Source organism: Paenibacillus mangrovi (genome assembly GCF_022898935.1).
Taxonomy (GTDB): domain Bacteria; phylum Bacillota; class Bacilli; order Paenibacillales; family Paenibacillaceae; genus Paenibacillus_AQ; species Paenibacillus_AQ mangrovi.
On the sequence record NZ_JALIRP010000004.1, the window covers coordinates 198,425 to 216,976 of the forward strand.

Genomic DNA, 18,552 nt, shown 5'->3' on the forward strand with positions numbered 1-18,552 from the left:
TATTCACTCATCCTTTTTCTTCCATTTTTCATACATTAGACAACATTTTCAGTATAAAATCTTAAAATTGAAAGAAAGGGGTTGCGGAATTTTCGAAAGTTGCTTACAATTTAACTATACAACGGATGTTGTTACAAACTAAGAAGAAACACAAGAGATCTTAATTCGGTATTCAACTTGATTTTCGCATCATCTTTGTGTTCAATCATTGGAGGAAAATACAGCATGAACGTATTAGTCGTAAAAGCAAACAACCGTCCTGCTACAGAAGCAATTTCGAGCAAAATGTATGAAACATTCATGGAGGCTGTAAAAGGTGCCGAAAACCTGAATGTAACCACTTATGACGTATTCGCCGAGGACATGCCTTACTTCGGACAAGACTTGTTCAACGCGTTCGGCAAAATGCAAAATGGCACCGAATTGACAGACGTTGAAAGCCGCCTCGTGGCTGCCAAGCAAAAAGCAATGGACGCGCTGACTGCAGCAGACGTTGTCGTATTCGCCTTCCCGCTCTGGAACCTGACGATTCCTGCTAAACTTCAAACTTTCGTAGATTATGTATATGCAGCAGGTTTTGCATTCAAATATGATGCTGAGGGCAACATGATCCAGTTGATGACAGACAAAAAAGCAATCTTTCTGAACGCTCGCGGCGGATTCTACTCCGCTCCGGAAGCTGCTCCAATGGAGATGGCTGTTAACTATATGCGCAACGTTTTTGGCGGTGTATTCGGAATGGAAATCATCGGCGAAGTGATTATCGAAGGACACAATGCACAACGTGACAAAGCAGATCAAATCATTCAAGAAGGTCTTCGTCAAGTGACTGAAGTGGCCAACAAATTGGTGCTTCAACACGCTTAATATCGATATTATGAACGAATAAGTTTATCAAAACACCCTTTGGATCTGAACGTTATGCTCAGAACCCGAGGGTGTTTTTGTTTATAAGAATATGCCGCATAGGCTGTAATCCATATTTTGGAGGACTCCTCGAGGAGTAGCTATGTGTATCCACCTTAATAGAGTTATGTTATAATGAGTCCGCGCCAAACGTGCGCCAACAGAAGAAAGTCCGGCTGCGGCCCATGCCGCCTCCGGGAGAGGTTCGCGAACTCCCTCTATAAAAAACTAAGACTGCCCTCCAAGGCTTATTTCCTGTTGGGTTTGTTTTTTCGAGACAGTTCAAGACCCTCTCTCTTCGAAGGTAGAAGCGGACATAGTTCCACTTGTACAACACATTTTGAAGATGGAGAGGTTTTTTTATGCTTAAAAACGAAAAAGCGGTTGTCGTATTCAGCGGCGGCCAAGACAGCACCACCTGCCTGTTCTGGGCACAACAGCAATTCGCGGAAGTCGAGACGGTAACGTTTGACTACGGCCAGCGGCACCGACTCGAGATTGAATGCGCTCAAGCGATCGCGAAGGAACTCGGCTTCAAGAACACCGTTCTCGATATGAGTCTTCTGAATCAGCTCGCGCCCAATGCGCTTACCCGAAACGACATCGAGATTACGCAGGAAGAAGGTCAGCTTCCTAGCACCTTCGTTGAAGGACGTAATCATTTGTTCCTCAGCTTTGCAGCCGTTCTGGCCAAGGTATCTGGTGCGAGACATCTGGTGACCGGCGTATGCGAAACGGATTTCAGCGGATACCCTGATTGCCGGGATTCTTTCGTCAAATCCCTGAATGTCACGTTGAACCTGGCCATGGACTATAATTTCGTCATTCACACTCCGCTGATGTGGCTGGATAAAGCCGAAACCTGGGCGATGGCGCATGAATTAGGCGCGTTTAAATTTGTACGTGAACGTACGCTCACCTGCTATAACGGCATCATCGGCGACGGGTGCGGCGAATGTCCTTCTTGTGAGCTGCGGCGTAAAGGACTGGAGCAGTTCTTGCAGGGCCAGACACGGGAGATCAGACAATGAGCGGGACACCGGGAGCATTTCGCATCGTTGACCGCCTGCAGCAGTTCGGCACAGACATCACGGCCGCAGATTTAAAATACAAGCATTACCGCGTGATGGTCAGTAAGGAATTCACCTTCGACGCTGCCCATCACCTACACGCTTACGAAGGAAAGTGCAAAAATTTGCATGGTCATACCTATAAAGCGGTGTTCGGCATCAGCGCATATCCGAATGAGATCGGCATTGCGGCCGACTTCGGACTGGTAAAGGACATCTGGAAACAAAGAATTGAGCCTTATCTGGACCACCGTTACCTAAATGAGACCCTTCCTCTCATGAATACGACGGCAGAAAATATGGTCATCTGGCTCTATGAGCAAATGGAAGCCGGGCTGGCATCTCAGCCATATGCAGAATTGATTGATCAAGGGCGAACCGAATTTGTACGTTTGTATGAAACGCCAACTAGCTATGCCGAGTTCCGCCGGGAGTGGGTAGAGTCATGAGTGAAGTGAAGAGTTTAGTCAAAGCCGCTTCCCCCATTCCAGTTCTGGAAATCTTCGGACCCACGGTCCAAGGCGAAGGCATGGTCATCGGCCAAAAAACGATGTTCGTCCGCACCGCTGGCTGCGACTACCGCTGCTCCTGGTGCGATTCCGCCTTTACTTGGGACGGCAGCGGTGTTAAGGATATCCGGAAAATGGACGCCAAAGCGATTTGGGATGAGCTGAAATGCATCGGTGGGGACCGTTTTTCACATGTGACCCTTTCCGGCGGGAACCCACTTCTGCTTCCCCAACTCTCTTCCCTCGTATCCTTGCTGAAAGCTTACGGTATCCGGATGGCTGTGGAAACGCAGGGAACGCGTTGGCAGGATTGGCTAACGGAAATTGATGAAGTAACGATTTCTCCGAAGCCGCCAAGCTCGGGAATGGCCACGGATTGGGATAAGCTCGACGGCATCGTGAACAGACTGGGCAGTCGTCCTGAAAGATATGCTTACAGCCTAAAGGTCGTTATTTTCGATGATCATGATCTGGAATACGCCCAGACTGTACACAACCGTTATCCCAACGTACCGATGTTTTTGCAGGTCGGAAATTCGGATGTGACGCGGATGGACAAAGACACGCATGCCGCCGAGCTGATAAAACAATATGAAGCACTGATCGACAAGGTTATGACATCTGAGGTTTTGAACGATGTGCGGGTACTCCCGCAGCTTCACACGCTGGTGTGGGGTAACAAACGCGGCGTTTAAGACGTCAGCTACCTAAAGGAGGAACATACAAGATGACAGGCAGACAGCCCGAAGAAATGAAAGATTTAACGCTTCTTGGCAATCAAGGGACGAAATATGTGTTTCAGTATGCACCCGAGGTGCTCGAGAGCTTTGACAATAAACATGCGTACCGCGATTATTTCGTCAAATTCAATTTTCCCGAGTTTACGAGCCTGTGCCCGATTACCGGCCAGCCGGATTTCGCCACGCTCCATATCAGCTATATTCCGGACGAGAAAATGGTAGAAAGCAAATCGCTGAAGCTCTATCTATTCAGCTTCCGTAATCACGGAGATTTCCATGAGGACTGCATGAACATCATCATGAATGATCTCATCAAGCTCATGGACCCGCGTTACATCGAGGTATGGGGCAAATTCACACCTCGCGGCGGAATATCCATCGATCCTTACTGCAACTATGGCAAGCCGGGAACCAAATTTGAACAAATGGCCGAACAGCGCCTGATGAATCATGACTTGTATCCGGAGAAGATCGATAACCGATAAGCAAGAAGTTAATTCTAGAACGGTATTACTTTTAAATTGCACACAAAAAGCCGCAGAAAAATGCGGCTTTTTGTGTTTTTATTGCTGACCATTCACTTTGATTCGCAATGCTACCGGTCCCGTTTGAACGTGGCTGCCTCCCTTGGGCTCCAGACTGATCACAATCTGATCCGGATCAACGGGACCATATCCGTAATAGTAACCTTTCCCATGCGAATTTCGCGTAAGCAGCATACCATCACTAACGGGCTGCTGTTCTTGCTGAAGCCATATTTGATAATCCTTTTCACGCGTTGGTTTCAGCCCGTCTACGACAATCAGAAGCTCTCCCGAATTTCGGTTAATCCATACTCCCCCGGAACCATGCATTGGCGGCATTGGTGAGATCGGGTACTGCTCATAGGCTGCGGACTGCATCACGGCGATTTTGGATGATACCTCACCATCGATAGATTCCGCGGAAGGTACAACCTGCTGCTTCATCGAAAACAAGCCTGCAAGCAGAAATACGGCCACAGCTGCGCTTGCGGCACCGGGTAGGATAAACCGGCGGTTTCGAGCGAACCAGATGCCTGCCGAGCGCAGGTACGCGCGCATTCGAAGCTTTCTCCCCATACGTGCAGGAGGTATCAAACTTCGTTCCGGAGATGGTACCTCGATATGGTGTCCATCATCAACACTTCCATCCACGCCATCAACGGTCAGGCAAAATCCCTCCAGTTCCGGCAACTGCATTACCTGTTCCCACTCCTGTAGTCGTTCTGCACAATGAGAGCATGTGGCAGCATGAACTGCTACGCCCGCCCTTTCACTCTCAGGCAGCCGATTCATGACATAATCGACCAGCTTTTCTTCGGGTAGAAAGTGACAAACCGCATCTTCTGCTTCATTCCCATTTTCCGGTCTTGATGAAGGCATGCGGCTCACCTCCCTTCTCTGCTTGTTTCACATGTTGATCTTCCAGTTGTACCCGCATATTTCGGATTCCATAACGGATGAGGGATTTCACCGTACCCACGGGCTTCTGCATTTGCTCCGCCAGCTCCCGGTGCGACAGCTGCATCATATAACTACCGTAAAGAGCCAGCCGCTGCAAAGCAGGAAGATTGCGAAGTGCACCTCTTAACCGTTCCTGCTCGAAATTCCGTAAAGCTTCCCGTTCGGCAGATTCCGGCTGCCCGGTCCAAATCGGCTCCGTTGGATCTTCTCCACACCGTTCCGCAGCGGCGGTCCGTTCTTTCTTTCTTAACCTGTCTATGGCCCTGCTGCGCACGCGTACGGCGAGCCAAGCTTCAACGCTTCCCCGCTCCGGATCATACTGCCCAGCCTTTTGCATGACTTCAATGAATATTTCTTGACACACATCTTCTGCCTCCGCCTCATCCTTCATCCAATAATCCGCCAGCCGATATACCATCGGAGCGAACCTTTCATAGAAGAGGTTGAAGGCTGAAGTCGATCCTTCCGCAATTCCCCTCAACCATTCGGCAGGATTTTCTTCCATTAATGTCCCCCCCTACAGAACAGATGCATCGCAAAATGGACGCTTCATCTTAAACTTCACTGCCTATTTCCACGAACAGACAAGATGACTTATTCACAACATTGTAGCAGAAGAACATGCAGCCAGATTCAAACTCAATCTGTTTTTATCTATTTTTCAGCAAACTTTTATCTTATTTTAAGCTTTCTATAAATCCAAAACTCCCTTTAGGATCGTAATCATGTTGAACAAAACAAATCAGTTTAGGAGGATTATCATTCATGACGCGTTTCCTTAGGAACATCAAATTAACGAGTCTGCTTCTGATTTTTACTCTTGTAGTCGGACCGCTGCTCGGCGTAGTGCCGGCACATGCTTCCGGAGGGGTGAGCTTGTATACGACGTATACATCCATCTCCGTTCCTCCGGGTGAATCATTGAACTATAACGTAGAGCTAAGAAATAATACGGACAGTATGGTAACCGTCCCTCTGGCCATTAAGGATCTTCCCAAAGGCTGGACAGCCAAAATGACAGGCGACGGCTGGGATCTCAATGAGATTTCGGTGATGCCGAATACAGCGCAATCCATTTCCCTTGCCGTTACCGTTCCGATGCAAATTGATAAGGGAACCTATCACTTTACGCTGACCGCCGGAAGCCTGGCATCACTGCCTCTAACGGTCCAAATTACTGAAAAAGGAACCTACCAAACAGAGCTGACCACGGATCAGGCCAATTTGGAAGGCCATTCGGACGCCACCTTTACGTACTCGGTTAATTTGACAAATCGTACTGCGGAAAAGCAAACCTACGCACTGACCGCTCAAGCGGAACCAGGCTGGGACGTGACCTTTAGCGCAGACGGTAAACAGGTATCATCCGTAGAGGTTGATCCGGGTGCCAGCAAAGCGATTACAGTTGATATCAAACCGGCTGAGAATGTAACCAAAGGAACTTTTAAAATTCCGATTCGCGCTGCAAATCAGTCCACCAATTCCGAGCTCGTTCTGGAAGCCGCCATCTCAGGAAAATACAGCTTAGAGTTGACAACTCCGAGCGGACTACTCAGCACAGATGTCAAAGCTGGTGGAGACAAGACGGTCGAGCTGCAGGTGAAGAACACAGGAACAGCCGATTTAACCGATATCAATCTGACGTCCACCACCCCATCCAACTGGGAAGTTACGTTTAATCCAAAAACAATTGACAAGCTTGCAGCAGGTAAATCCACTACCGTAGAAGCCAAAATAACCTCTAGTGACAAAGCCATCGCAGGTGATTATGTTACCGACATGACAGCCCAGGCTGCAGAAGCCTCTGCAACAGCGACCTTCAGGGTTGCGATTAAAGGCTCCGTACTGTGGGGATGGATCGGCGTGCTGATCATTCTGGCAATTTTCGGTGGAATCTATGTACTTATTCGCAAATATGGGAGGAGATAATCGTGGCGGAAACAGTCATCGACATTCAGCAGCTGTCCAAAAGCTATAGCGGACATCAAGCCGTTGACAGCTTATCCCTGCAAATCCGCCGCGGTGAAATTTTTGGCCTTCTGGGTCCGAATGGAGCCGGTAAATCTACAACGATTTTGATGCTGCTTGGACTTACTGAGCCGGACAGCGGAAACATTGACGTACTTGGTATGAATCCGACACGGGAGCCGATTAAAGTAAAACGCCGCGTAGGTTATTTGCCTGACGACATCGGATTTTATGAGGACTGGACCGGCCTTGAGAACTTGAAGCTCACCGCCCGCCTGAACGGTATTTCCAATAAGGAAGCACATGAGCGGGCTATCAGGCTTCTCGCTGAAGTAGGATTGAAGGACGCAGCGGATAAAAAAGCGGGCGCCTATTCACGGGGGATGCGGCAGCGCCTTGGACTTGCGGATGTTTTGATCAAGCAGCCCGAAATCATCATTCTGGATGAGCCCACGCTTGGAATTGACCCGAAGGGTATTGATGAACTGCTGGCACTCATTAGCAATCTTAGCCGGGAACAGGGCTTGACCGTCCTGCTGTCATCTCATCAGCTGCATCAGGTGCAGCAAATCTGTGATCGGGTAGGATTGTTCGTCAGCGGTAAACTGCTAGCGGAAGGCAATCTTCCTACCCTATCCCGCCTGCTCCTGACAGACACGCCGATCGTCATTACGGCTGAAATGGATCATGTGGATGATGATCTTCTTAATCGTCTTGCTGGCATTGAGCATGTGAACAACATTCAAATCGTGAACGGGGACAACGAAGCATTCAGGCCTTCGGAAGGACATATTCTTCTGCAAATCGGATGCAGTGAAGACTGCAGCTCTGCAATTGCCAAGACCTTTGTGGAATTAGGGGCATCGTTATTCAGCTTGCAACGCAAACAATACGGTTTGGATGAGATATACCGGCGCTATTTTGCAGGAGGTGATGAACATGGAAGCAAGCGTTCTAAGAAAGCAGCTAAATAAATGGCGGGATGTGGCGCGCCAGCTTCTTGGCGGAAAACTTGGAAGCTTGATAGAATCCGGACGTACAGACCGTGAACGGTTCAGTAAGTCCAATTCAAATCCAGCCGTTTTCTGGGTACTTGTGCGCAAGGAAATTTCCGATCATGTCCGAAGCTGGCGTTTTATTCTCCTGCTGGCCATTATTTTTCTAACGTGTATCGCTTCCCTTTATACTGCACTGAACAGTCTCCAGGATGCGATCAATTCACAGGACGGATATAGTGAATTCGTCATCCTGAAGCTGTTTACCATATCGGACGGAACCATACCTTCTTTCATCGGGTTTGTCGGCTTTCTTGGCCCTTTGCTCGGGATTGGACTCGGTTTTGATGCAGTCAACAGTGAGCGGAACAAAGGAACACTAAGCCGTATCATGGCGCAGCCGATCCACCGCGATGATCTGCTTAACGCTAAATTTACAGCCTCCTTGTTCATTATCGCCTTTATGTTTATAACCCTGGGGCTGCTCGTATTATCGCTGGGGTTTGTGATCGTAGGGCTGCCGCCATCCTTAGAAGAGCTGCTGCGAATCTTCAGTTTTTTGATCGTCACGATCATTTATATCGGCTTTTGGCTTAATCTGTCCATTCTGTTCTCGGTCCGCTTCCGTCAACCCGCGACTTCTGCGCTGGCGTCAATCGCCGTATGGCTGTTCTTCAGCTTCTTTTATGATATGATCCTGAAGCTGGTGTCCTCCGGTCTGGCCCCCGACGCCTCAACGGCAACCGTTGACGACGTGGTGCACCATGTTGATTTCATGATGAATTTAAGTCGATTATCGCCGTATACCTTATTCAATGAAGCGACCTCCACTTTGATGATGCCTACCGTTCGAAATTTGGGTCCGCTCACGACCGATCAGATTTACGGCGCCATCGACAGCCCGCTTCCTTTTGGCCAGAGCCTGCTGCTTATTTGGCCTCAGGTCGTCGGACTGATTGCATTAACGCTCGCCTGCTTCGCAATCTCCTACGTCATATTCATGCGTCAGGAAATCCGCGGACGGTCTTGAGTTTAATCATATAAATCGAATGTATCATCCATAAAACACAAAGGAGTGCCTTGAGCGGCTATCGCTTCAAAGCACTCCTTTTTTAGTAATTTTACTTCTGGATGTTGTAATACAGCATGGCAATGTCTCCGCGCTGCTCTACATGCTGCAGTTCAAAACCGCTGGACATGGTCCCTTCAGGGAACAATGGTATTCCTTTCCCAAGCACTTTGGGAATAATCGCAATCACGGCTTCATCAAGAAGCCCTTTTTGAAGAAAAGCCTGAACCAGTTGGCCACCGCCCAACAGCCAAACCGCCCCTTCTGATTCGCTTTGCAAGCGTGGAATAAGCTCAGTCAAGGCTTCATCTGTAAAGGTCACATGCGGATTGTTTTGCTGCTTTTCCGGTGTTCGGGTTGTGACATAACATGGTTTGCCGGCATAAGGGAATTCTTCCGAAAGCTTCAATACTTCATCAAACGTCAATCTTCCCATGATGACAGTTCCTACCGTATCGTAAAATTCGGCATACCCATTGTCACCGCCATCCCCTTTCACATCATACAGCCAGTCTACTGAATGATCGGGCAGGGCGATATACCCGTCCAGGCTCATGGCGATATACAGCACGACTTGGTTCGATTTTGATTCATTCATATTTTATCGCTCCCTTCTGATCCTATGGTACAATGTATTTATGACATTAATTGACGTAGTTAAATATTTTTATAAGAAAAACGTCTATCGATGTACTTTCACAGATGCAAGGGCCGCGTTTAGATGTAGTTTTTCTTGCGATTATAGAATTGTTCAGCTTCGCTGAAAACTTATAATTTCTATAATCTTAAAAGATTCATTCTATATTTAAAGGAGCGAACATGAACGAACGCAGAATTGCCCTCATGCGAATGCTGGATTCACGCAAAAAATATACGGCACGCGAGCTTGCAGAACGCTTTGATGTATCTGTCCGGACCATACAAAGGGATCTAGATTATTTGCAGCAAATGGGATTGCCTCTCTATACCGAAACCGGTCCTCACGGCGGATACCGGGCGCTTCCCAACAGGCTTCTTCCCCCTCTTCATCTCGCCCGGGACGAGGCCATGGGTCTTTTTCTGATGCTGAAGCTGCTGGAAGACATCCCTGACATCCCATTCGGGTCGGTTCGCGAGCATCTATCCGAACAATACTACGCTGAACTTCCCCCCGATGTTAAGGACAGCATCGATCAATTGAAAGACTATGTATCTTTTCGCATGATGCCCACTTTTGCCGGATCACCATACACTTCTCTCATTCTAGAAGCCGCAATGAATAAGAAAGGTATCAAGATGAAATACCGTTCTGCCTCCGGGGAAAAATACTTTGAAGTATATCCTGTCGGTCTTTACTTTGATCACGGTTATTGGTATATGCCCGCATACAGCAGAGATAGGATTCTTCTCTACCGTGCGGACAGGGTGATTGAAATGACCTTACTGGAGGCTATAAACCCAGACCTCCCTACTCTTATTGAATGGTTGGAAATGGAAGATCCCCGTGAGGGCGTGCCGGCAAAAATTAGATTTACAGCCTTCGGCGTCCGGCTCGTTGAATCCGATCCTTTGTTCCAGCAAATTTCGCAGCAAGAATGGCAAGGGCGCATCCCGGTCAGCGAGTTCCCCCATGTAGCCAGACTGATGCTTAAGTATGGTCCGGACGCCGAAGTCATTTATCCAAGAGAACTGCGCGATATGGTGAAACAGCTGCTTCAAAAGAGCCTCGACGCTTATGAAGCTGACACGGATCAAGAATATGAAACAAAAGGGACCTGATTATATTAATCAAGTCCCTTTTGTATATTTAATGTTATTAATCATTATTGTCATTAACTGATTATTATCGCAGACATGTCAAAATCTTCTCGGCTGTCGCCATTCCGTTTGCGATACAATCCGGTATGCCAACTCCGTAATAGGAACATCCTGCTAGCAGCACGTGAGGATATAATTCCTCTATCTTCACTTCCAGCGTCTTCACAATCTGATGATGGGTAATGTGATAGTTCGGCATGACCTCATGCCATTTGGTCACGTCATAGGTCAGAGGCTGGCTCGTAATGCCAAGGCTGGTTTTGATATCATCCATTCCCACTTGCAGCAATTCCTCATCCGACAGCTTCACAAGCTCTTCATAATGAGGATTAGTACTCTTGTAAAAGAGTCTCACCAGCAGTCTGCCTTCCGTGGACGTATGCTCCCATTTCCGGCTTGTCCATGTACAAGCATTACATTTCACATCGTTGCTGTCCGAAGTAATAAATCCCGTACCGTCTGCGGGCAGTTCGCGGTCAGGCACATCAAAAGCCATATAGACACTGATCAGGGAACTGTTCTCGAACTGATTGAATTCCTCATCCAGATCCGAATTTCCAAGCAGTTTCTGTGCAGAGGCGGAAAGTGTACTAATGACAACCGCATCAGCGTCAAGACTACGCCCGTCCATTAGAGAAACTTCATATCGGCCATGGTCCAACGGCTTTAGTGCTTCTGCCGCAGTGCCTTTGAGTATGACGGCTCCTGCAGCTGTCAAAGCATTCTCCAGTCCGTCAATTAGCTCGGAAACACCATTCTCAAACGATAAAAACTTTTTGCCGCTGCCACTTTGGAACTTGGCCTTATTTTCGGAGAATCCCTTGATAATACTGCCGTATTCATTTTTATAATCAATGAGGTATGGAAGCGTAGAAGCAATGGTCAGATCACTCAACTTACCTGAGTATACCCCGGATAATACAGGCGCAATTTGCTTGTCCACGAATTCTTTTCCGAAAAAAGCTTCCAAAAAGTCGCCGACTGAATCGTCTTTCGTAAACCGTTCATTTGGTGTATACAGGTCTTTAAGCGCTTCAACCTTTCCTTCCGCCGATACCAGCTCCGTTGTTGCCAGAGACTCTATACTTGTCGGGATGCCGAAAACCGCATCTTTCGGAATTTGCTTCAGCTTCCCGTCCGAATAGATATAAGAGATTCCTGTCGCATTATAGACCACCTTATCCTTCAGCCCTAATTCCTCAATCAGGTCCATTGCGTTAGTCTTGCGTGTAACGATCGAATCCGCACCTGTCTCCATGGTGAATTCCCCATCGTGTACCGTTCTTATTTTACCGCCCAGCTGTTCGCTTGCTTCTACAATCGTAATATGAATGTCCGTACCACTGCCCTGTGCGTCTTTTTGCAAATAATAAGCGGTAGATAAGCCCGTAATGCCCCCGCCGATCACAACAACCTTTTTCAAATCTGAGCCACCTGCTTCCATCGTAATGATCCATGATGTTATTATATCACAGGGAATTTACTGGGCTGGCATGCCCATTTGTGACGTTACTCTGACAAAAAAAAGAAGAAACGAACGCTGCCTCATGGCAGCCATTTTCGTTTCCATTTCATGCTCTCTTGACATTAGAAAGGTCGTCTCTTGTTCAACATGCCCAACATTCTTATTGTTAATCATGACAGAGTTCAAAGCACCCTATAATCTGTCTACTCAAGCACTATTTTTACGGTACCGATCTGATAAGGCTGGATGACCATCTTGAGTGTTGTGCCCTCTACTCTTAGCTCTTCCTCACATGCTATCTTTTGTTCATTGATATCTGTCCAATAAGCATGCTTGATTGGTTCAGGGCAGATCAATGTTATGGTGTCTCTTTTCCCTTCCATCTCGTAAAAACGCACGATGAAACTTCGGTCTCCTTCCTCTGCTCCTTTGATACAAGAAACTACAGAAGTTTGAGACTCAAATGCTGCAAAGGTATGTCTTGGATTAAACTTTCCTTGTTGTCTTAACCCTGTTACTACGGTCATCCCGTGGTTATATTTTTGGACATAGTCATTTAACAGTTTTGGACTGTTCGATGGCATAACACCTAATCCAAACTCGAGATGATTGATACCATACTCTGGACATGGATCCGGATCGTAAGAGCCTCTTAGTAAAGTAAGGGTAAGACTATGATCTACTCCTCTAAATCCATAGCCTACTTTGGACATGAGCATAACACCTGCCGATCCGTCCTTACCTTCTCCATAGATATAGTTATTCCCTGGCAGATCTATGTCTAGTGCTTGCCTTGTAACTCTGCCAAAAGGAACATCATAATGATACGTTGCGCATGAATCATGAAGCGGCATATAGAATTGCAGTTGCGGTACACCTTTACCAAGACGCCCCACCTCTTGCCAATCACATTCAACTTTGAAGTCCAGATGACTGCTGCCTTTATCTAAGGAGACGATCACTTTAAGCTTTGAATTTCTAAAACTTAACTCATACGCAATCTGGCTTCGTAATGTACCTGTTGCACTTGTGATTTCGAGATTTTGATGAATCCATTGGATATTTTTGTAGCGTCCAACAAACCAGGAAGACATTCCTGTACCCTCATCTGTAATCTCTTTATGGTCTGCCTCATCTATTAATCTAAAAATCCCTGATTTTCTCGCGGGGTCGATCATTTCTTTCCCTGTTGCTTTATCCATCATGGAGTCAATCGATCCGTCTAAGCTATTAAACACCACTTTAATCTTCTCATTTTCCAATGTATAGCACGGTTCGTTTTGGGTACGCTTTTCATGCCAATAACTTACTTTAACCTGTTCAATATCTCGTTCAGTTAAAATGTATGTTGTATAGCCACATGCAGGAACATCCACTTCTAATGCCACTTTTAAATAATTGTGTCCCCAATAGTGATTAAAGTCTTTTTCCAATACCTGATGAGTTACGACTTCACCTTTTTCATTGGTAAACAGCATTCGCTCGTGGTCATATGGCCATTCCCAAATCATCAATTCAATCACTTCTTGGCGGGCCTGCATTGTTGGATTAAATACATGATAAATTCGGTTTTTTCCTGTACCATTTTCATACTGTGCTGACCCTGCACCTGCACCGTAATCCAAGCCTGGTTCAGTCTCACCCTCACTGACGACAAGATCGGCCGTATGAATCTGCTGAGCGATCTTTTGAAGAGCTATTTTCTTATTGGCTTTAACCGTTGCTGCAACCTCTTGATATAGGCCTAGGGCATAATCTCTTGTGGCATCTACCCCTGAACCTGTTAAGATATCATGGAACTGATTAAATAATACGGATTTCCAGGCTTTTTCAAAACTTTGCTTCGGATATTGGACTCCTTGAGTTAAGGCTGCCCATGTGCTAAAGAGCTCTGCTTCGTACAAACCGTTTTCAGAAGCTTTATTGCCCTTTTTAATCCGGCTTTGCGAACTGTAGCATCCATCACAGATGAAATTTTGCTCTTGATATTCAATAGGCAGCTGCTCTTTATATTTTTCAACAATTTCAAAATACTCTCGATAGGTAGAAAATCTCACCTTCGGATAGATTGGCCAATTGGAAACATCTATGATTCTTTCAATATCTCTTCTTGTTGGTCCGCCCCCATGGTCCCCTACTCCATAGACTTTTAATACAGAAGGCATATGTGTTCGATCCGCTAGATCGGGTACACAAAGGCACATGTCTGAATGAATAAACGCATTATAAAATTGGGGTTCCCAGTTGACGATGATTTCAGCGCCTGAAGGACTTTTCCATCGATAAAGGGTTGGTCCTTCTTTTCGTCCTCTGCAATGATAGTAATACTTCACGCCAGCTTTGGTAAGAATCTCCGGTGTTTGAATACTGTGTCCAAATGTATCTGGTTCAAAATCGATATTAAATGAATCTAATGGCCGGTTAAATAGTTGGGATAAGTATTTTTTCGTATATAGCAATTGTCTCGTTTGGCTCTCTCCACTCGGCATATTTTTATCTGCCTCAACCCATGTAGACGCCGTAATCTCCCATCTGCCTTCTGCCACTCTTTGTTTAATCTCTTCTAACATTTCCGGATCATAGGTTTCTACAATCTGATACAGCGAAGCTTGAGACTGCGAAAAAGTGAAATCTTTATACTCTCTCATGATTTGCAACATTGTTCGAAATGTATCTAAAGTAATACCTACAGTTTCATCCCACCCCCATTGCCAGTTCATATCAATATGAGCGTGAGCCACACATAACATTTCAAACTGCTTGGCTTCTTCTTGAAGTGGAATGAGTTTTTGCTCCATCTTACTTATTAGCTCATTGGTGATGGCACCTTGTGCGTCATACCCTTCTACCAAGTCCTTCTCTACTTCTTCAATAAGATCGTCAAATGCCCCCTCTTTTCTTGCTGACAAAATGGTTGCATACTTCATTTGCGTCATGACACGGTCTTCTTGATAGGTTAGCTGTTTATTTCGTAATCTATGGGTTAATTTCTCTAACATCGCTCGTTCCTCCCGTATATCTGTGATCTTATGTGCTTCAAATTTTATGGTTATCGTAGAATAGTGTACAATAGCTTGATACAAGAGTCTTTAAGCCTTGAGGACATTAGATTGAGAAATAACGACATGGGGAGAGTCTATTATGGCTAATATCATTAGTTATCTGACTGCTAAAAATTTCACCATTAGCCTTAGTGGACTTCAGATAAAGGTACTAGATGCCGCTGTATTAGATGCTGGACCACATTGGGAAAAAGAAGATCATTTTCATACTTACTTTGAATTTCATATGATTAAGTCCGGGAAAGGCATTGTATCGATCGAGGGCCAGGCGCTCTCTTTTCAAGAAGGAGACTTCTATATCACGGGACCTTATGTGACACACCGTCAAGTGTCCGATCCTATAGATCCTATGGTTGAATACTGTTTACAATGTGAAATTAGCTTATCGGATACACCAGATTTCACCTACTTTCATTCTTCTGAAGATACGGAATTTTTCATCAATGTCCTTTCGACGACCTACCCACGCACCTTCCAGGACAACTATGGCGCCATGGGGTTATTTGATTCCATTATCAAAGAAACATCCTTTAAACTCCCGGGATTTTCCTTGCAAATTCAACCGCTATTATTTCTTTTAGTTGTAAGCTTATTTCGCTCAGTGATCACCACACTCGATCAAACGAATTTGCCGCATCCGCAAAGTGATGTCCGTGTGTCCCGTATTATGAATTTTATCGAAAACAACTATCACCTTTCTCCTACGATCGATGATTTGTCTAAGCTGATTTTCCTTAGTCCTAAACAGATTAATCGGATCATGAAAAAATATATGGGCTGTACCTTTAATGAACAACTTTTACTTTACAAAGTCTCTCAAGCGAAACATTTGCTGAATCATTCTACTCTCAGCACTGAAGCTATTGCCGACGCTTGCGGTTTTTCTAGCCACTACTATATGTATCAAGTCTTTAAACGCTTTAATCTCCCTCCCCCAGCTCGTTTTAGAATAAACTCCATGTAACAAGACAAAACAGCCATGGATCATCTCTGATCTATGGCTGTTTGTATCTTCAAAAAAAGCCTGCTGCACGGACAGTGCAGCAGGCTTTTGTCCTCAGCGATAGCCGGAGATTGGCGTATCCACCTTGCCTTGGATATGGGCAAGATGCACAAGTATTTGTGCCGCCTCCGCTTTAGTGACGGTTTTAGCAGGTTCGAACTTTCCATCCTTCGCACTCATTAATCCGAGTTTGATCATAATCTCTACGGATCCTTTATTCTGTATGGCTGTCGCATCGGACAGGCTCATCACCGTTGGATCTGTATCAAAGTACTTGGATAAACGGTCATAATGCAGGACCTTGACTATCGTCTCCGCCAGCTTTTCACGCGTCAGCTTCTGCTCCGGATGAAGCTCTGTTGACGGGTTGCTTTGCAACCAACCGCGATCGGAGAACATTTGAACAGCCTCCGCATATGGACTGTCGGCTGTCACATCCTTATACTGCTTGCCAAGTCGCCCGGAATCGTAATACATATGGTCCGGATATACCGCCTTCGAAATCATATCCAGCAGATCTCCATAGGTCAGATCTGCATCCGGATGTATCAATCCATCGCTACCCGGCGCTATTACTTTGTATTCCAACAGCGTAGCCAGGTCTTTGCTGGCTGAATGGGATACGGCATCTGACGGAAGATTTACTGGACTGCCTGTGTCATTCGAACCCCATAACCCGTTAACTTCACTTTTGCCTGTTACGGCGTTCAGGAATGGCAGCGATCGCTCTCCGTTATAGGTCGGAATATAGCTGAGTGTTACTGTAGGCTCCACATATTTACTACTCTCTGTATAATAACCTCCGTCAGATGTGTATCTCAGCTCGGCTCCTAGATCTTTCTGGTATGCTTTCAGAGCATCCTCAGATTTGATGCTCACGGACAATGCGTCCAGCTCTTTCTCGTTGTCTTGCGAAAGAGGCAGAGAAGCGTTGTAATTCCGAAGTTTGCCGTCCCCCTCCAACACAATCATGACCTGATGTCCATAAACTGGAAGATCCTTATAGAACTGCTGGAAGACATATCGGTAAGAAGTCTTGCCGTCTGACTTCTGCGCGCCGGATTCATTGGATATCTTTAGATACTTAGCTGCATCAGGATAATAACGCTGAACTAGACCGATGGCCTTTTCACGTGCTTTCGATTCGGAAATAACGGCAGTATTATTTTTGCTGTTATCGTCACTCTTCTTCGTTTCACCGGTGTTATACATCATAGGATAAGAGTTGATATAATAGCCGATAAGCTGTCCGGTATTCGCGTCAATCGTCATACTGATGCTGTCGCTAGGGAAGCCTATCGAATTGCGTTTGTTCCAATTCAAGTTCCACACCTGCTTGCCATCCATCCAGTAACTTGAGAGATTTGAGGACAACGTGTAGTCCTTGCTGGAGGGTGCAATGTCAGCATACAGCTTCAGCGCTTCCTCCGAACTCAATGTGCTACCTTGGTGAGGCGTGAATGGTTTTGAAGCGGAAGACGGCAAAGCCGTATATTCCAAAACCTTTGGAATGACGTATTCCGTATCAGGCGTCGAGACATGCCGTTTACCTGTATTGGCATCCACCACCGTTAGGTAAGGTGAGGGTATGTATTCGAGACGCCAATCTTTTTTTGCATTACTAGAAGACATATATTCATTAAAAGCAACATAGGCGAGCGAAAGGGATAGATCCTTCTTATAGGCATCGGTAGCCTGGGATAAGGAAATTGCCGGCTTACTTGACGGATAATTCAGAGCGAAAGTCATTCGGTTGTAACTGTTCACCCTACCCTTGCCATCGATTTCGATACGGATGTTCTCACCGTCTGAAGGAATTCCATTCACTTTGACATTATAGTTGAAATTGTACATGACCGGCCCAAATAGAGATTTGGAGGAGTTATAATATGAGTTCATAGGTATAAGTTTTTCGGCAGATATGGAGGGTGCCGCTTTTGCAACGAAATCCTTGGCAAGTTTCTCGGCTTGCTCTTTCGTAATTTCCGGTGGATAGTATGCTTTGTCATCATCTAAAAGGAAATAAGGCTTATAATAACTGAGCACATCCCCTGTAATTGCATCCACGGTCGTGCCGATCGTATGCGACGAGTTGCCTTTCGTAAAAGTCCAGTTGAGTGTCCAAACCGACTGATTACCTGGCATATTCTCGTTTTCCGAGTAACTGGTGTCATCCAGCTTCGCATCCTTTAGATCGGGAAACAAAGCGAGCATCTTCTGCGCTGCCTGCTCTTTGGTTATTTTTGCAGAATTCCCCTTCGTTTGATCTGCTGCAGCTGCCTTTTCAACAACTTGAACCGTTGCAAAATTAGTTCCGGAGTTGCTCACTTCAGCACCAGCCGCCCATACCGGAACCTGCAGTAGACCCAATCCAAGGGTGCCTGCAAGAACGGTTTTGGCTACCTTTTTCGTGGAATTTCCCCGGTAGGCTTGTCTGCCAGAGATGTTGCCTTTTTTCATTTTCTAACCTCCCATTTTCCAAAT

General features: G+C 46.1%; 16 protein-coding genes and 1 riboswitch. Of the genes, 10 read left to right on the plus strand and 6 right to left on the minus strand.

The features are described from left to right. Window positions 1-225: 225 nt before the first annotated feature. The 5 genes from MUG84_RS11580 (at window position 226) to queF (ending at window position 3,710) form a co-directional block, all read left to right on the plus strand. Window positions 226-867, plus strand: a complete 642-nt coding sequence (locus tag MUG84_RS11580) for an FMN-dependent NADH-azoreductase (protein ID WP_244725174.1) — start codon at window positions 226-228, stop codon at window positions 865-867. Window positions 868-1,100: 233 nt separating this feature from the next. Next, window positions 1,101-1,144, plus strand: a riboswitch (PreQ1 riboswitch). Between the two features lie 124 nt (window positions 1,145-1,268). Then, the gene (gene queC / locus MUG84_RS11585) at window positions 1,269-1,937 is read left to right on the plus strand and encodes a 7-cyano-7-deazaguanine synthase QueC (RefSeq protein WP_244725175.1); all 669 of its coding nucleotides are present in this window, start codon (window positions 1,269-1,271) and stop codon (window positions 1,935-1,937) included. Beyond that, window positions 1,934-2,425 carry a 6-carboxytetrahydropterin synthase QueD gene (gene queD, locus MUG84_RS11590; protein ID WP_244725176.1) on the plus strand — a complete coding sequence of 164 codons (492 nt, stop codon included), beginning with the start codon at window positions 1,934-1,936 and terminating at the stop codon, window positions 2,423-2,425. Before queC ends, queD begins: the two co-directional genes overlap by 4 nt. Further along, window positions 2,422-3,180 carry a 7-carboxy-7-deazaguanine synthase QueE gene (gene queE / locus MUG84_RS11595; RefSeq protein WP_244725177.1) on the plus strand — a complete coding sequence of 253 codons (759 nt, stop codon included), beginning with the start codon at window positions 2,422-2,424 and terminating at the stop codon, window positions 3,178-3,180. Before queD ends, queE begins: the two co-directional genes overlap by 4 nt. 32 nt (window positions 3,181-3,212) lie before the next feature. Continuing rightward, window positions 3,213-3,710, plus strand: a complete 498-nt coding sequence (queF, locus tag MUG84_RS11600) for a preQ(1) synthase (protein WP_244725178.1) — start codon at window positions 3,213-3,215, stop codon at window positions 3,708-3,710. A 78-nt stretch (window positions 3,711-3,788) separates the two neighbouring features. Here queF and MUG84_RS11605 read toward each other — a convergent pair whose 3' ends face one another. Continuing rightward, window positions 3,789-4,628, minus strand: coding sequence for an anti-sigma factor domain-containing protein (locus tag MUG84_RS11605; protein WP_244725179.1), 840 nt, complete (start codon window positions 4,626-4,628; stop codon window positions 3,789-3,791). Next, window positions 4,597-5,214, minus strand: a complete 618-nt coding sequence (locus MUG84_RS11610) for an RNA polymerase sigma factor (protein ID WP_244725180.1) — start codon at window positions 5,212-5,214, stop codon at window positions 4,597-4,599. Before MUG84_RS11610 ends, MUG84_RS11605 begins: the two co-directional genes overlap by 32 nt. A 260-nt stretch (window positions 5,215-5,474) precedes the next feature. Between MUG84_RS11610 and MUG84_RS11615 the strand changes: the two genes are divergently transcribed. Genes MUG84_RS11615 through MUG84_RS11625 form a run of 3 tightly spaced genes read left to right on the plus strand, consistent with a single transcriptional unit; the run spans window position 5,475 to window position 8,702 of the window. Further along, window positions 5,475-6,638, plus strand: a complete 1,164-nt coding sequence (locus tag MUG84_RS11615; protein WP_244725181.1) for a COG1470 family protein — start codon at window positions 5,475-5,477, stop codon at window positions 6,636-6,638. After that, window positions 6,638-7,651 carry an ABC transporter ATP-binding protein gene (locus MUG84_RS11620; protein ID WP_244725473.1) on the plus strand — a complete coding sequence of 338 codons (1,014 nt, stop codon included), beginning with the start codon at window positions 6,638-6,640 and terminating at the stop codon, window positions 7,649-7,651. The genes MUG84_RS11615 and MUG84_RS11620 overlap by 1 nt, the downstream gene beginning before the upstream one ends. Next, window positions 7,617-8,702: an ABC transporter permease gene (locus MUG84_RS11625; RefSeq protein WP_244725182.1), complete on the plus strand. Its 1,086-nt coding sequence runs from the start codon at window positions 7,617-7,619 to the stop codon at window positions 8,700-8,702. Before MUG84_RS11620 ends, MUG84_RS11625 begins: the two co-directional genes overlap by 35 nt. Before the next feature lie 91 nt (window positions 8,703-8,793). Here the strand turns inward: MUG84_RS11625 and MUG84_RS11630 are convergent, their stop codons facing one another. Further along, complete coding sequence (locus tag MUG84_RS11630) at window positions 8,794-9,339, minus strand: dihydrofolate reductase family protein (protein ID WP_244725183.1); 546 nt, start codon at window positions 9,337-9,339, stop codon at window positions 8,794-8,796. 221 nt (window positions 9,340-9,560) lie between these two features. Between MUG84_RS11630 and MUG84_RS11635 the strand changes: the two genes are divergently transcribed. Next, entirely contained in the window at window positions 9,561-10,499 is a 939-nt protein-coding gene (locus MUG84_RS11635) for a helix-turn-helix transcriptional regulator (protein WP_244725184.1), read from the plus strand. 64 nt (window positions 10,500-10,563) lie between these two features. Here MUG84_RS11635 and hemG read toward each other — a convergent pair whose 3' ends face one another. Together hemG and MUG84_RS11645 are read right to left on the minus strand one after the other, a co-directional pair. After that, entirely contained in the window at window positions 10,564-11,961 is a 1,398-nt protein-coding gene (gene hemG / locus MUG84_RS11640; protein WP_244725185.1) for a protoporphyrinogen oxidase, read from the minus strand. Between the two features lie 245 nt (window positions 11,962-12,206). Then, on the minus strand, window positions 12,207-15,002 hold the full coding sequence (locus tag MUG84_RS11645; protein ID WP_244725186.1) for a glycoside hydrolase family 38 N-terminal domain-containing protein: 2,796 nt from the start codon (window positions 15,000-15,002) through the stop codon (window positions 12,207-12,209). A 142-nt stretch (window positions 15,003-15,144) separates the two neighbouring features. Between MUG84_RS11645 and MUG84_RS11650 the strand changes: the two genes are divergently transcribed. Further along, window positions 15,145-16,029: an AraC family transcriptional regulator gene (locus MUG84_RS11650; protein ID WP_244725187.1), complete on the plus strand. Its 885-nt coding sequence runs from the start codon at window positions 15,145-15,147 to the stop codon at window positions 16,027-16,029. A 93-nt stretch (window positions 16,030-16,122) separates the two neighbouring features. Here MUG84_RS11650 and MUG84_RS11655 read toward each other — a convergent pair whose 3' ends face one another. Beyond that, window positions 16,123-18,528 (minus strand): YcdB/YcdC domain-containing protein, encoded by a 2,406-nt coding sequence (locus MUG84_RS11655; RefSeq protein ID WP_244725188.1) that lies wholly within the window; start codon window positions 18,526-18,528, stop codon window positions 16,123-16,125. Between the last annotated feature and the right edge of the window lie 24 nt (window positions 18,529-18,552).

What these genes read in the sequence shown, in the direction of transcription:
- MUG84_RS11580 (WP_244725174.1), top strand. Translation starts at nt 226, where the DNA reads ATGAACGTATTAGTCGTAAAAGCAAACAACCGTCCTGCTACAGAAGCA.
- queC (WP_244725175.1), top strand. Translation starts at nt 1,269, where the DNA reads ATGCTTAAAAACGAAAAAGCGGTTGTCGTATTCAGCGGCGGCCAAGAC.
- queD (WP_244725176.1), top strand. Translation starts at nt 1,934, where the DNA reads ATGAGCGGGACACCGGGAGCATTTCGCATCGTTGACCGCCTGCAGCAG.
- queE (WP_244725177.1), top strand. Translation starts at nt 2,422, where the DNA reads ATGAGTGAAGTGAAGAGTTTAGTCAAAGCCGCTTCCCCCATTCCAGTT.
- queF (WP_244725178.1), top strand. Translation starts at nt 3,213, where the DNA reads ATGACAGGCAGACAGCCCGAAGAAATGAAAGATTTAACGCTTCTTGGC.
- MUG84_RS11605 (WP_244725179.1), bottom strand. Translation starts at nt 4,628, where the DNA reads ATGCCTTCATCAAGACCGGAAAATGGGAATGAAGCAGAAGATGCGGTT.
- MUG84_RS11610 (WP_244725180.1), bottom strand. Translation starts at nt 5,214, where the DNA reads ATGGAAGAAAATCCTGCCGAATGGTTGAGGGGAATTGCGGAAGGATCG.
- MUG84_RS11615 (WP_244725181.1), top strand. Translation starts at nt 5,475, where the DNA reads ATGACGCGTTTCCTTAGGAACATCAAATTAACGAGTCTGCTTCTGATT.
- MUG84_RS11625 (WP_244725182.1), top strand. Translation starts at nt 7,617, where the DNA reads ATGGAAGCAAGCGTTCTAAGAAAGCAGCTAAATAAATGGCGGGATGTG.
- MUG84_RS11630 (WP_244725183.1), bottom strand. Translation starts at nt 9,339, where the DNA reads ATGAATGAATCAAAATCGAACCAAGTCGTGCTGTATATCGCCATGAGC.
- MUG84_RS11635 (WP_244725184.1), top strand. Translation starts at nt 9,561, where the DNA reads ATGAACGAACGCAGAATTGCCCTCATGCGAATGCTGGATTCACGCAAA.
- MUG84_RS11645 (WP_244725186.1), bottom strand. Translation starts at nt 15,002, where the DNA reads ATGTTAGAGAAATTAACCCATAGATTACGAAATAAACAGCTAACCTAT.
- MUG84_RS11650 (WP_244725187.1), top strand. Translation starts at nt 15,145, where the DNA reads ATGGCTAATATCATTAGTTATCTGACTGCTAAAAATTTCACCATTAGC.
- MUG84_RS11655 (WP_244725188.1), bottom strand. Translation starts at nt 18,528, where the DNA reads ATGAAAAAAGGCAACATCTCTGGCAGACAAGCCTACCGGGGAAATTCC.